We start from the raw sequence: 13,768 nt of genomic DNA on the forward strand, positions 1-13,768 counted from the left end.
GCGTCCGCGCGGGATGTGAGGCTGGACACGGGGGCGGGGTGACAGGGTAGGGACATGCGTTCGTCTTTGTGGGTTCGTCGGTCTTCGTCCTTCGCCGGGGCCTCGTGCCGACGTGCGGCGGTGCTCTCCGCGGGTGCCGTGCTCGCGCTCGGCGGTGCCGCTCCGGCGGTCGCGGACGGCTCCGGCGGCCATGGGTTCACGATCAAGGACCCCCGGATCACCGAGTCCAGCGGCCTGGCCGCCTCCCGTGCGCACCCCGGCGTCTACTGGACCCACAACGACAGCGACGACGGCCCGTACTTGTACGCCGTCGACTCCCGGACGGGACGTACCGTCGCCACGGTGACCCTGACCGGCGTCGGCCGCCCGCGCGACGTCGAGGCCATCTCCATCGGGCCCGACGACCGCATCTACGTGGGCGACATCGGCGACAACCTCGGCGGCCAGTGGGACCACGTGTGGATCTACTCCCTGCCCGAGCCGAAGGAGCTCAGGGACCAGACGGTCCGGGCCACCCAGTACGTCGTGAAGTACGCGGACGGGCCCCGGGACGCGGAGGCGCTGATGGTGCATCCGAAGACCGGCCGGATCTACATCGCCGACAAGGACGAGGACGGCGGGCGGCTGTACGCGGGGCCGAAGCGGCTGTCGGCGTCGGGCACGAACGTCTTCACGCGCGTCGCCGACACCGACCTGTGGGTCACCGACGGCGCCTTCTCGCCGGACGGGAAGAGGCTCGCGCTGCGCGGGTACTTCGGCGGTGTGGAGTTCGCCTGGAAGGACGGCGTGCCCAGGCGGCTGGGCAGGCTGAACGTCCCCATGCAGCCCCAGGGCGAGTCCGTGACGTACAGCACGGACGGCACGACCCTGCTCTACGGCAGCGAGGGCGCCGACAGCAAGGTCGACGCCGTACCCGCGAAGGACGGGGACGGGGGTGCGGCCAAGTCGCCGTCGGAGCGGGGCGCTTCGGCCGATGCGGGGCTGGACGCGAACTACACGATGGGCGCGCTCGCCCTCGGCGTCGCGCTGGCCCTCGTCTTCGGGCTGAAGCGGCTGCTGCGCAGGCGGTAGTCCCGTCCGTCCGTACCGGGGGGCGTACACGTCGTACGTGCCGTACGGCACGGGGGTGTACGTGTCGTACCTGTCGTACGGGACGGGCGTACGCGCGAGGGGTGCGAGGCGCCGGACCGGCACCCCGCACCCCTCGCGGCGCGTGTGGGATCAGAGGTGGTCGATCACGTAGTCCACGCAGTGGGTGAGCGCCTCGACGTCCGCCGGGTCGATCGCCGGGAACATCGCGATGCGCAGCTGGTTGCGGCCGAGCTTGCGGTACGGCTCGGTGTCGACGATGCCGTTGGCGCGCAGGGCCTTGGCCACGGCTGCGGCGTCGATCTCGTCGGCGAAGTCGATCGTGCCGATGACCTGCGACCGCTTCGCCGGGTCGGTGACGAACGGCGTGGCGTACTTGGACTGCTCGGCCCAGGTGTAGAGACGGTCCGAGGAGTCCTTCGTACGGGCCGTCGACCAGGCGAGCCCGCCCTGGCCGTTCATCCAGTCCAGCTGCTCGGCGAGCAGGAACAGCGTCGCGAGCGCGGGCGTGTTGTACGTCTGGTTCTTGCGCGAGTTGTCGATCGCCGTCGGCAGCGAGAAGAACTCCGGGACGTGGCGGCCGGACGCGTGGATCCGCTCCGCCCGTTCGATCGCGGCGGGCGAGAACACGCCGAGCCACAGGCCGCCGTCGGAGGCGAAGGACTTCTGCGGCGCGAAGTAGTACACGTCGGTCTCTGCGACGTCCACGGGCAGGCCGCCCGCGCCGGACGTGGCGTCGACCAGCACCAGGGAGCCCTCGTCGGCGCCCGCCACCCGCTTGATCGGCATGGCGACACCGGTCGAGGTCTCGTTGTGCGTGAACGCGTACACGTCGACGCCCGCCTCGGCCTGCGCCTCCGGGTGGGTACCCGGGTCGCTGGAGACGACGGTCGGCTCGGCGAGCCACGGAGCGAGCTTCGCCGCCTTCGCGAACTTCGACGAGAACTCGCCGAACGACAGGTGCTGCGACTTGTCGTCGATGAGCCCGTGCGTCGCGACGTCCCAGAAGGCCGTCGAGCCGCCGTTGCCGAGGATCACCTCGTAACCGTCGGGCAGGGAGAACAGCTCGCGGATGCCCTCGCGCACCCGGCCGACCAGGTTCTTCACCGGGGCCTGGCGGTGGGAGGTGCCGAGCAGCGACGTGCCGGTGGCGGCCAGCGCGTCCAGCGCCTCCGTACGCACCTTGGAGGGGCCCGCGCCGAAACGGCCGTCCGCGGGCTTGATGTCAGCGGGAATCTGGATCTCAGCCACGAGCGGGAGCCTAGCCGTTTCCGGGGAGGTACCGGACGCCGTGTCCGTCGGATGAGACGACGGGGTCCGTGTCGTGGCCTGTGCGATCACCCCGCCGGGGGAGCGGGGGCGGTGCGCGGCGCGCCCCCACCCCTTCGGTCACCCGGCACCGGGGAGGCGGTGAAGGCCCGCTTTCACGCACGCACCCGGCACCGGGGGCTGTGCCCGCCCTCCCCCGAGCTCTCGACTCCTCCCCCGAGCTCTCGACTCCTCCCCCGAGCTCTCGACTTCGCTCGAGCAGGGGGCACCCCCACGAGCAGGGGGCACCCCCATGAGCAGGGGGCACCCCCATGAGCAGGGGGCACCCCCATCGCCCTGGGGGTGCCGCCCAGGCCCTTGAGGCACTGGGGGAGGAACGTCTGCCCACAGCGGTAGCGGTATCGGGTGCTGTCGGCAGATCGCGCCCCCCGTGCGTACCCGCTGGTGCGCCCCGTCCCGTGGTGGTGGTGTGTGCGCCCGCGCGAGGAACCCGTGGAGGATCGGCGCGGTGGGGCGGGTGGGGGCGGGGCATTCTGAGGACATGGCTGAGCTTTCCGATGGTGAGCGAGGAGTGTCCGAACTGGCCCGGCGCCTGCGCCGGGCCGTCCGCGGCGGTGTCGACTTCGGGGCGACGGCCCGCGCGCTGACCACCATGGACGCGTCCAACTACCGAAGGGTCCCCCTCGGCGTGGTCGCCCCGCGCGACGCCTACGACGTGGCCGCGGCCCTGGCCGTGTGCCGGGAGCACGGCGTCCCCGTCGTGGCCCGGGGCGGCGGCACCTCCATCGCGGGGCAGGCCACCGGCACCGGCGTCGTCCTGGACTTCACACGCCACATGAACCGCCTCGTCTCCCTCGATCCGGAGTCCCGTACCGCCGTGGTGCAGCCGGGCCTCGTCCTGGACCGGCTCCAGGAGGCCGCGGCCCCGCACGGCCTCCGCTTCGGCCCCGACCCGTCGACGCACGGCCGCTGCACCCTCGGCGGCATGATCGGCAACAACTCGTGCGGCTCGCACTCGGTGGCCTGGGGCACGACCGCGGACAGCGTCGAGCAGCTGTCGGTGATGACGTACGACGGCTCCGCGTACCGCGCGGGCCGGGACTGGGAGGGCGCCCCGGACGGCCTGCGTGACCTCGTCGAGGGCGAGTTGGCCCTGCTGCGCACCGGTTTCCCGGATCTTCCGCGCCGTATCTCCGGCTACGCCCTGGACGCGCTGCTCCCCGAGAACGGTGCCGACGTCGCCCGTTCCCTGTGCGGCTCCGAGGGCACGCTCGGCCTCCTCACGGAGGCGGTCGTACGGCTGGTCGAGGCGCCCCCCGCGCGGGCGCTCGCCGTCCTCGGGTACGCCGACGAGGGCGCTGCGGCGGACGCCGCCGCCGGGCTCCTGCCGCACAGGCCGCTCACGGTCGAGGGCATGGCGGCCGACCTGGTGCCGCCGGACACGGCGGGGCTGCCCCGAGGCGGCGCATGGCTGTTCGTCGAGACGGGCGGCGCGGACGCGGCCGACGCCCGTGCGCGCGCCGGGGAGATCGTGCGCGCCGTGGCCGACGACACCGTGGACGCGGTCGTGGTGACCGATCCGGCCGGGCAGCGCGCCCTGTGGCGGATCCGCGAGGACGCGAGCGGCACCGCGACGCGGATGCCGGACGGCGCGGAGGCGTGGCCGGGCTGGGAGGACTGCGCGGTGCCGCCGGCCCGCCTGGGCGGCTATCTCCGCGACTTCCGGGGCCTGTTGGCGCAGCACGGGCTGCGCGGCACCCCGTACGGCCACTTCGGCGACGGATGCATCCACGTGCGGATCGACTTCGACCTCATGACGGAGGGCGGGATCGCCGGCTTCCGGGGGTTCTCGGAGGACCTCGCGGACCTCGTGGTCGCGCACGGGGGCTCGCTGTCCGGCGAGCACGGCGACGGGCAGGCCCGGGCCGAGCTGCTGCCGCGGATGTACGGCGCCGACATGGTCCGGCTCTTCGAACGCGTCAAGGGGATCTGGGACCCCGCGGACGGCCTCAACCCGGGCATGCTGGTCCGCCCGGCCCGCATCGACGAGAACCTGCGGTTCGCCGTGCTGCCCCGGCGCCCCGTCGACGTGGCCTTCGGCTACCCGCACGACGGCGGGGACTTCGCGGCGGCGGTGCGCCGGTGCGTGGGCGTCGCCAAATGCCGTACGACGACGGCCGAGGCGTCGGTGATGTGCCCGTCGTTCCGTGCCACGGGCGCCGAGGAGCACTCCACGCGCGGGAGGGCTCGGCTGCTGCACGAGATGCTGGCGGGCGAGGTCGTGCGCGACGGCTGGCGTTCGCCCGAGGTCCGTGACGCCCTCGATCTGTGTCTGTCCTGCAAGGGCTGCCGGTCCGACTGCCCGGTGGGCGTGGACATGGCCACGTACAAGGCGGAGTTCCTGCACCACCACTACGCGGGCCGCAGGCGCCCGATGGCGCACTACGCCCTGGGGTGGCTGCCCCTCTGGCTGTGGGGGGCCGCGGTCACCCGCACGGCGCCGCTGGCGAACGCCCTGGCCCGCGTCCGCCCCCTGGCGGCGCTCGCCAAGCGCGCCGCGGGCCTCGCGCCGGAGCGGGGGATCCCGGAGCTCGCCCCGGAGCCCTTCACACGCTGGTGGCGCCGCACCTTCCGGCGCCGCATCCGCGCCCACGTCCGCACGCTCGCCCCGCTCACCTCCGGCGGCCCCGCGGTGGTGCTGTGGCCGGACACGTTCACCGAGTACCTCGCGCCGTCCGTCGGACGGGCGGCGGTGCGCGTCCTGGAGGCGGCGGGCCTGGCCGTCCTTGCGCCGCCGACCCGGCGCATGACGGGCTCGGCCCCCGGGGTGCGCGTCCTCGCCACCCGGCCCGGCCGGGTCTGCTGCGGGCTGACGTACGTCTCCACGGGCCAGCTCGACCGGGCCCGCAAGGTGATGCGCCGCACCCTGGACCTCATGGAGCCGGTCCTGGACGCGGGGCTGCCGGTGGTGGTCCTGGAGCCCAGCTGCGCCGCCGCGCTCCGCACCGACCTGCCCGAGCTGCTCCACGACGACCCGCGCGCGGCCCGGCTGGCCGAACGGGTCGTCACCTTCGCGGAAGCCCTGGAACGCCACGCCCCGCACTGGACGCCGCCCCGGCTGGACCGCCCGGTGGCCGGCCAGACCCACTGCCACCAGCACGCGGTGCTCGGCGACGCCGCCGACGCCCGGCTGCGCGCCGCGGCGGGTCTCACCGGCACCCTCGCCGCGGGCTGCTGCGGCCTCGCCGGCAACTTCGGTTTCGAGCGCGGCCACTACGCCGTCTCCGTGGCCTGCGCCGAGGACCAGCTCCTGCCCGCGGTGCGCTCCGCCCCGTCCGACGCGGTCCTCCTGGCCGACGGCTACTCCTGCCGCACCCAGCTCGACCAGCTGACGGGTCACCGCGGGCGGCACCTGGCCGAGGTGCTGGCGGAGGGTCTGGACGCGCAGGCGGGGACGGGGGCGGACCCGGAGGCGGCCGGATAGCGCGCGCCCGGCGGAGAGCGGGGGGTACCCCGGCCGGGGCCCCGCTCAGCGGGTGCGCAGGCCGCTGGTGGTGGCGCCGGTGCGGTCGCGCAGCAGGGAGCGCAGGGTGGTGGCGTGCTCGTAGCCGACCTTGCGGGCGATGGTCTCCAGGGACAGGTCGGTGGTCCGCAGCAGATGCGTGGCCTGTTCGACGCGCAGGTCCTGGACGAACCGCACCGGTGTGGTGTTCAGGACCCGGCGGACGGTGCGCTGGAGCGTGCGCTCGCTGACGCCGAGGGCGCGTGCCGCCTCGGCCAGGCTGTTCGGCGCGTCGAGGTGCAGGCGCGCCCAGCGCTCGAACGCGGCGATCAGGGGGTCGCTCTGGGCGAGGGCGCTGGGGATCGTGTAGGCGGACTGGGAGGGGCGTTCGTCGACGACCAGATAGCGGGCGACGAGATCGGCGAGGGCCGGGCTGGCCATCCGTACGACGGCGAGGGCGAGATCGACGTGCCCGAAGGCGGCGCCCGCCGTCGTCACCCCCTGCGACGAGATCACCATGCTGGTCTCGTCGAGTGCCACCGCCGGATAGCGGCGGCGGAAGACCGGCGCCAGCCACCAGGTGGTCGTCGCCCGGCGGCCGTCGAGAATCCCCGTCTCGGCGAGCAGGAAGGTGCCCGTGCAGGCCGAAGCGACGGGTGCGCCCCGGTCCCGGCGGTCGGCGACCAGCTCCCGCACCTCGGCCAGGCCGGGGCCCGCGACCCGGTCCAGCAGCGCGTCGGGCCGGCGCTCGGCGAGTGCGGGGACGAGCAGCAGGTCCGCGGTGGCCGCGGCGCCCGCGGGCTCGGCCGTGACGAGGTGTCCCGCGCCGGTGCGCACCTGCCGGCTGAAGCCGATGGTCGTGACGTTCCAGGCCGGTGGCGGCTGGGGGAGTTCGCCGCGCATCGCGTTGGCCGCCTCCAGGACGTCCAGCGCCGCACAGAGGCCCGAGTCGAACACGCCGTCGTACACCAGCACCGAGACGTCCATGTCGGGAACGCTATCAGACGTGTCGTTTCCGACACTGGGGGCGGATGGATCGCCGACCTAGCGTGAGTGATGTCCCCGATGACGGGGACACGCGACCGCGCCGACGACGGCCCCCGGCCCCCGGGGTGCCGCGCGAGTGCGCCGAGGGTGCCCCGACGGCGGGGCACCGCATCGATCCGAGGGAGCCCACCGTCATGAACAACATCGGCCTGCTGGCCCGCATCGAAGCCAAGCCCGAGTACGCCGACCAGGTCGCCCGGATGCTGACCGACGCCGTGCAGCTCGCCGAGGAGGAGAAGCGGACCGTCACCTGGTTCGCCTTCCGGGAGGACGCCACCACCTTCGGCGTCTTCGACACCTTCGAGAACGACGAGGACCGCACCGCGCATCTGCGCGGACGGATCGCCGCGGCGCTCATGGGTGCCGCGGAGACCATGCTCGCCTCGGCACCCGACATCCGGCCCGTCGACCTGCTCGCCGTGAAGCTGCCCTGAGCGGCCCCGCAGCCCCGTAGGTCACGCACCGCGCCCCACGCCCCCGAAGCACAGGAGATCCACCGGTCATGACATCGACGACCCCAGCCCCGGCCGCGGGCGCCCGTGCCCCGCACGGGACGGGCTCCGGCATCCGCTCGCGCACCCATACCTGGGCGCCGCCCACCGGCTACGCCGACGGAGCCGGCCGCTCGGGTCTGGAGGTGCTCCGGCTGTGCATCGCGGGCCACTTCCCGCAGGCTCCGATCTGCGGGACGCTCGGCTTCCGTCTCGTGGCGGCCGAGCACGGCCGGGCCGTCTTCGAGGGCGAGCCCGCCGAGCACCTGCTCAACCCCATGGGCACCGTGCACGGCGGCTTCCTCGCCACGCTCCTCGACTCGGCCCTCGGCAGCGCGGTGATGTCGACACTGCCCGCGGGGCGCGCCTACACCACCATCCAGCTGGGCGTGAACATGGTGCGCCCCGTCTTCGCGGACACCCCGCCGCTGCGCTGCGAAGGCACCGTGATCCACGCGGGCCGCACCACCGCGACCGCCGAGGCCCGGGTCACCGGCACCGCCGACGGGAAGCTGTACGCGCACGCCACCACCACGTGCGCGGTGTTCGCACTGCCCGAAGCGGCCTGAGCGGAAGGGACGGACCGTGGGCCGTACGACCGTGGTCAACCTCAAGGGCCGACGCGACGACTCCGCGTACGCGGACGTGGTGTACGTCGGCCGTGCCCTGCACCGGGGAGGCTGGCACCTCGACGCCTCCCCGCTGGCGAGCCCCTTCCGCCCGGGCCGGGACGGGACCCGGGAGGAGGTGGTCGAGAAGTACCGCGCCCATCTGCTGGGCCGTCCCGATCTGCTCGCCCTGCTCCCCGCCCTGCGGGGGCGCCGGCTCGGCTGCTGGTGCGTCCCCGAGCGCTGCCACGCCGAGGTGATCGCGGATCTCGCCGACGCCGGAGCGGGGGGCACGTCCTAGCGGGCCCGCGGATGCCCACCCACTGGACTCGGGGCGCACGATCCCCGGGTCCGCTCGTAAGCTGCAATAAGGGTTGACAGCCCTGACCGCGGTGCACTGTCCTGGACGGCGGAGTGCAGTAGGGTGGACTGAAGGGGAAGGCTCAGCACGTGAACGACGCACGCACCGAACAAGTGGTGGCGGCCGCCGCCGTGGCCGCCGCGCCGGAAGCCGCCGCAGCGCGTTCCGGCCCCGGCGGCCGCGGCCGGTTCGGTGCGCTCGGTCCCGTCGGGCTGGTCCTCGCCGGCGGGATCTCCGTGCAGTTCGGTGCCGCCCTCGCCGTCCTGCTCATGCCGCGCGCGGGTGCACTCGGCGTCGTCACGCTCCGGCTCGTCGTCGCCGCGCTCGTGCTGCTCGCCGTCTGCCGCCCCAGGGTGCGCGGTTACACGCGCGCCGACTGGGGCACCGTCGTAGCGTTCGGCATCGCGATGGCCGGGATGAACGGCCTCTACTACCAGGCCGTGGCCCGCATCCCGCTGGGCACGGCCGTCACGCTGGAGGTCCTCGGCCCGCTCGCCCTGTCCGTGCTGGCGTCCCGGCGAGCGGTCAACCTGGTCTGGGCGGGGCTCGCGCTCGCCGGCGTCTTCCTGCTCGGCGGGGGCGGCTTCGGTCAACTCGACCCCGTGGGCGCGGCCTTCGCCCTCGCGGCCGGAGCCATGTGGGCGGCGTACATAGTCTTCAGCGCACGCACCGGGCGCCGCTTTCCGCAGGCCGACGGGCTCGCCCTCGCCATGGTCGTCGGGTCGGTGCTGATGCTTCCGCTCGGCATCGCCGAGTCCGGCGCGAAGCTCGTCGACCCGACCACGCTCGGCCTGGGCTCCGCCGTCGCCGTGCTCTCCTCGGTCCTGCCGTACACCCTCGAACTGCTCGCGCTGCGGCGTCTTCCCGCCCACACCTTCGCCATCCTGATGAGCCTGGAACCGGCCATCGCCGCGACCGCCGGCTTCCTGATCCTGCACCAGGCCCTGTCGGTCACCGAAGCGCTCGCGATCGCGCTGGTCATCGCCGCGAGCATGGGTGCGGTCCGCACCCAGGTGGGGCGGGGCAGGCGCCCCGATCCGGGTAACTGACCGCCGGGTTCCGGCCGTCCGGGCGGCGGGAGCCGCCGGCCGCGGGTGTCCGCGTGCGGCCAAAAATCCATGCAAGCACGCTTGATTGTTTCTCCGGGCGCTGCCATGCTCCGGGGCACACCGCCGTGCCCCGAGGGGAGCGCACCGTGTCCGACCCGTTGCCCGTGTTCGACGATCTGCGAGCGGAGAGCGAGGAACTCGACCGGCTGGTCGCACCGTTGCCGGTCGACGACTGGGCCCGTGACACCCCCGCCGCCGGGTGGACCGTCGCCCATCAGATCGCCCATCTGGCCTGGACCGACCGGGCGGCGCTGCTCGCCGCTACCGACCAGGACGCCTTCGCGGCGGAGGTGGAGAAGGCGCTCACGATGCCCGACACGTTCGTGGACGAGGGGGCAGCGGAGGGCGCGGCGCTGCCGCCCGCCGAGCTGCTGGCGCGCTGGCGCACCGGGCGTGCCGCGCTCGACCGCGCGCTGCGGGCGGCCCCCGACGGCGCACGCTTCCCCTGGTACGGGCCGCCCATGTCCACCGCGTCGATGGCGACGGGCCGCATCATGGAGACCTGGGCGCACGGCCAGGACGTCGCCGACGCGCTCGGCGCCACCCGGGGCCCCACCGACCGGCTGCGGCACGTCGCACGGATCGGGGTGCGCGCACGGGACTTCGCCTTCGGGGCGCGGGGACTGAAGCCGCCCGCCGAGGAGTTCCGCATCGAACTCGCCGCCCCCTCGGGAGCCCTGTGGACCTACGGCCCCGAGGACGCGGCCCAGCGGGTGACCGGCCCGGCCCTCGACTTCTGTCTGCTGGTGACGCAGCGGGCGCACCGGGACGACCTCGGTGTACGCGCACAGGGGCCGGACGCGGACCGGTGGCTGGACATCGCGCAGGCGTTCGCCGGGCCACCGGGACAGGGACGGGAGCCGAAGGACCCCCGCGCCACGGCGGAGGACCCGCGCGGCACCGCGGAGGCAGGCCGGTGACCCCGTCCCCGCAGCCGGTGACCGAACCCCTGCGCATCGGCAACGCCTCCGGCTTCTACGGCGACCGCTTCGACGCGCTGCACGAGATGCTCACCGGCGGCCCGCTCGACGTCCTCACCGGGGACTACCTCGCCGAGCTGACGATGCTCATCCTCGGCCGGGACCGGCTGCGGGACCCCGCGCGCGGATACGCGAAGACGTATCTGCGGCAGCTGGAGCAGTGCCTCGGCCTGGCGCGGGAGCGCGGGGTGCGGCTGGTCACGAACGCCGGCGGCCTCAACCCGGCCGGCCTGGCCGAGGACGTCCGGGCCCTGGCCGACCGGCTCGGCGTCCCGGTGCGGGTGGCGCACGTGGAGGGCGACGACCTGCTGGCCCGGGGCGGCTGGGGCGAGGGCGTGCTCACGGCCAACGCCTATCTCGGCGGCGCCGGAATCGCCGCCTGTCTGAACGCGGGCGCCGACATCGTGGTGACCGGCCGCGTCACCGACGCCGCCCTCGTCACCGGCCCGGCCGCCGCCCACTTCGGCTGGGACCTGGGCGGCGGCAGCCCGGGGCGGGCGGGGTCCGGCGCGGAGGACGGGGGCGCGTACGACGCACTCGCCGGAGCCGTCGTCGCCGGGCACGTCCTCGAGTGCGGCACCCAGGCGACCGGCGGCAACTACGCCTTCTTCGACGGCCTCGACGTGCGCCGCCCCGGCTTCCCGCTCGCCGAGATCCACGCCGACGGATCCGCCGTCATCACCAAGCACGAGGGCACCGGCGGCGTCGTCGACATCGGCACGGTCACCGCGCAGCTGCTCTACGAGACGGCGGGCGCCCGGTACGCGGGCCCCGACGTCACCGCCCGCCTCGACACCGTACGGCTCACCCAGGAGGGCCCCGACCGGGTCCGTGTCGAAGGGGTCCGCGGCGAGGCCCCGCCGCCCACCCTCAAGGTCGGTCTGAACCGGCTCGGCGGCTGGCGCGGCGAGGTCGTCTTCGTGCTCACCGGGCTCGACATCGACGCCAAGGCGCAGCTGGTGCGGGCGCAGATGGAGGACGCGTTCACGGCGGCCAAGTCCCGTCCGGAACAGGTGCGGTGGGAACTGGCCCGTACGGACCATGTGGACGCGGCCACCCAGGAGACGGCGAGCGCGCTGCTGCGGCTCGTCGTGCGCGACCCGGAGGAGGACAAGGTCGGCCGGCGCCTCGGCGGCGCCGCCGTCGAGCTGGCCCTCGCCAGCTACCCCGGCTTCCATGTGACGGCTCCCCCTGGCAAGGGCACGCCGTACGGGGTGTTCGAGGCGGCGTACGTCGGCCAGGGCGACGTCGAGCACGTCGCGGTCCTGCCCGGCGGCGCACGGACACCGATCGCGGCACCCGCCCGGACCCGGGACCTGAGCGACGTACCGGAGCCCGAGCTGCCGCCCCCGCCACCGCAGGGACGGCCCGGCCGGCACGCGCCCCTGGGGCTCGTCGCCGGGGCCCGCAGCGGCGACAAGGGCGGCGACGCCAACATCGGCGTCTGGGTGCGCACCGACGAGGCCTGGGCCTGGCTCGTGCACACCCTCACCGTGGACCGGCTGCGCGAGCTGCTCCCGGAATGCGCGGGGCTGGACGTCGTACGCCATGTGCTGCCGAACCTGCGGGCGGTGAACTTCGTCGTGCGCGGCCTGCTCGGCGAGGGCGTCGCCGCCCGGCACCGCTTCGACCCGCAGGCCAAGGCGCTGGGGGAGTGGCTGCGGGCCCGGCACGTCGAGATACCCGTCGATCTGCTGGAGGCCACTCCGTGACCGTTCTCCCCACCGCACTCGACCCCGCGTCCCCCGAGTACGCGGCCTCCCGCGAGGCCATGCTCGCGAAGCTCGCCGACCTCGACGCCGAGCACGCCAAGGCCGTCGCGGGCGGAGGCGAGAAGTACGTGGCCCGGCACCGGGCGCGTGGCAAGCTACTCGCCCGTGAACGCATCGAGCTGCTGCTCGACCCGGACACTCCCTTCCTGGAGCTGTCGCCTCTCGCGGCGTGGGGCAGCGACTACACGGTCGGCGCGTCCCTCGTCACCGGCATCGGCGTCGTCGAGGGCGTGGAGTGCCTGATCACGGCGAACGACCCGACGGTGCGCGGCGGCGCGAGCAACCCCTGGAGCCTGAAGAAGGCCCTGCGCGCCAACGACATCGCGTACGCCAACCGGTTGCCGTGCATCAGCCTCGTCGAGTCCGGCGGCGCCGACCTGCCGTCGCAGAAGGAGATCTTCATCCCCGGCGGGGCGATCTTCCGGGACCTGACCCGGCTGTCCGCGGCCGGCATCCCCACCGTCGCGGTGGTCTTCGGCAACTCGACGGCCGGCGGCGCCTACGTCCCCGGCATGTCCGACCACGTGATCATGGTCAAGGAGCGGTCGAAGGTCTTCCTCGGCGGTCCGCCGCTGGTCAAGATGGCGACCGGCGAGGAGAGCGACGACGAGTCGCTGGGCGGCGCCGAGATGCACGCGCGGACGTCCGGCCTCGCCGACTACTACGCCCTCGACGAGCGGGACGCGCTGCGGCAGGCGCGGCGTGTGGTGGCCCGCCTCAACCACCGCAAGGCGTACCCGGATCCGGGCCCGGCGCTCCCGCCGAAGTACGACGAGGACGAGCTCCTCGGGATCGTGCCGGGGGATCTGAAGATCCCCTTCGACCCGCGCGAGGTGATCGCCCGGATCGTCGACGGCTCCGACTTCGACGAGTTCAAGCCGCTGTACGGGACGAGCCTGTGCACCGGGTGGGCCGCCCTGCACGGCCACCCCGTCGGCATCCTCGCGAACGCCCAGGGCGTGCTGTTCAGCGCGGAGTCCCAGAAGGCCGCACAGTTCATCCAGTTGGCCAACCAGCGCGACATCCCCCTGCTGTTCCTGCACAACACGACCGGCTACATGGTCGGCCGGGAGTACGAGCAGGGCGGCATCATCAAGCACGGCGCGATGATGATCAACGCCGTGTCGAACTCGCGGGTGCCGCACCTCAGCGTCCTCATGGGCGCCTCGTACGGGGCCGGGCACTACGGCATGTGCGGCCGCGCCTACGACCCGCGCTTCCTGTTCGCCTGGCCCAGCGCCAAGTCCGCGGTCATGGGCCCCCAGCAGCTCGCCGGCGTGCTGTCCATCGTCGCCCGGCAGTCCGCGGCCGCGAAGGGCCGGCCCTACGACGACGAGGCCGACGCGGCGCTGCGCGCCATGGTCGAGCAGCAGATCGAGTCCGAGTCCCTGCCGATGTTCCTGTCCGGGCGGTTGTACGACGACGGGGTCATCGACCCGCGCGACACCCGGACCGTGCTCGGCCTGTGCCTGTCCGCGATCCACACGGCGCCCTACGAGGGCGCGCGTGGCGGGTTCGGCGTCTTCCGGATGTGAGGGGT

General features: G+C 74.1%; 11 protein-coding genes. 9 read left to right on the forward strand and 2 right to left on the reverse strand.

Annotated elements, in window-relative coordinates; translation table 11 throughout:
- Positions 1-54: 54 nt before the first annotated feature.
- The gene (locus ACWCP6_RS06840; RefSeq protein WP_450931295.1) at positions 55-1,071 is read left to right on the forward strand and encodes a WD40 repeat domain-containing protein; all 1,017 of its coding nucleotides are present in this window, start codon (positions 55-57) and stop codon (positions 1,069-1,071) included.
- 150 nt (positions 1,072-1,221) lie between these two features.
- Here the strand turns inward: ACWCP6_RS06840 and serC are convergent, their stop codons facing one another.
- Positions 1,222-2,340 carry a phosphoserine transaminase gene (serC, locus tag ACWCP6_RS06845; protein WP_450931296.1) on the reverse strand — a complete coding sequence of 373 codons (1,119 nt, stop codon included), beginning with the start codon at positions 2,338-2,340 and terminating at the stop codon, positions 1,222-1,224.
- A gap of 559 nt (positions 2,341-2,899) precedes the next feature.
- Between serC and ACWCP6_RS06850 the strand changes: the two genes are divergently transcribed.
- On the forward strand, positions 2,900-5,842 hold the full coding sequence (locus ACWCP6_RS06850; protein WP_450931297.1) for an FAD-binding and (Fe-S)-binding domain-containing protein: 2,943 nt from the start codon (positions 2,900-2,902) through the stop codon (positions 5,840-5,842).
- 45 nt (positions 5,843-5,887) lie between these two features.
- Here ACWCP6_RS06850 and ACWCP6_RS06855 read toward each other — a convergent pair whose 3' ends face one another.
- Entirely contained in the window at positions 5,888-6,847 is a 960-nt protein-coding gene (locus ACWCP6_RS06855; RefSeq protein ID WP_450931298.1) for a GlxA family transcriptional regulator, read from the reverse strand.
- A 194-nt stretch (positions 6,848-7,041) separates the two neighbouring features.
- On the opposite strand from ACWCP6_RS06855, the gene ACWCP6_RS06860 reads away from it, so the two are divergent.
- The 7 genes from ACWCP6_RS06860 to ACWCP6_RS06890 all read left to right on the forward strand — a co-directional run bounded on the left by ACWCP6_RS06860 (position 7,042) and on the right by ACWCP6_RS06890 (position 13,763).
- Positions 7,042-7,341: a putative quinol monooxygenase gene (locus ACWCP6_RS06860; protein ID WP_450931299.1), complete on the forward strand. Its 300-nt coding sequence runs from the start codon at positions 7,042-7,044 to the stop codon at positions 7,339-7,341.
- A 68-nt stretch (positions 7,342-7,409) separates the two neighbouring features.
- On the forward strand, positions 7,410-7,967 hold the full coding sequence (locus tag ACWCP6_RS06865; RefSeq protein WP_450931300.1) for a PaaI family thioesterase: 558 nt from the start codon (positions 7,410-7,412) through the stop codon (positions 7,965-7,967).
- A gap of 16 nt (positions 7,968-7,983) precedes the next feature.
- The gene (locus ACWCP6_RS06870; RefSeq protein ID WP_450931301.1) at positions 7,984-8,307 is read left to right on the forward strand and encodes a DUF4326 domain-containing protein; all 324 of its coding nucleotides are present in this window, start codon (positions 7,984-7,986) and stop codon (positions 8,305-8,307) included.
- Between the two features lie 191 nt (positions 8,308-8,498).
- Positions 8,499-9,416 carry an EamA family transporter gene (locus ACWCP6_RS06875; RefSeq protein WP_450931578.1) on the forward strand — a complete coding sequence of 306 codons (918 nt, stop codon included), beginning with the start codon at positions 8,499-8,501 and terminating at the stop codon, positions 9,414-9,416.
- A gap of 146 nt (positions 9,417-9,562) precedes the next feature.
- On the forward strand, positions 9,563-10,396 hold the full coding sequence (locus ACWCP6_RS06880) for a TIGR03084 family metal-binding protein (RefSeq protein ID WP_450931302.1): 834 nt from the start codon (positions 9,563-9,565) through the stop codon (positions 10,394-10,396).
- Positions 10,397-10,413: 17 nt separating this feature from the next.
- Positions 10,414-12,168: an acyclic terpene utilization AtuA family protein gene (locus tag ACWCP6_RS06885; RefSeq protein ID WP_450931579.1), complete on the forward strand. Its 1,755-nt coding sequence runs from the start codon at positions 10,414-10,416 to the stop codon at positions 12,166-12,168.
- Positions 12,165-13,763, forward strand: a complete 1,599-nt coding sequence (locus ACWCP6_RS06890) for an acyl-CoA carboxylase subunit beta (protein ID WP_450931303.1) — start codon at positions 12,165-12,167, stop codon at positions 13,761-13,763. The genes ACWCP6_RS06885 and ACWCP6_RS06890 overlap by 4 nt, the downstream gene beginning before the upstream one ends.
- The last annotated feature ends 5 nt before the right edge of the window (positions 13,764-13,768 follow it).

It is taken from the genome of Streptomyces sp. NPDC002004 (assembly GCF_053593975.1).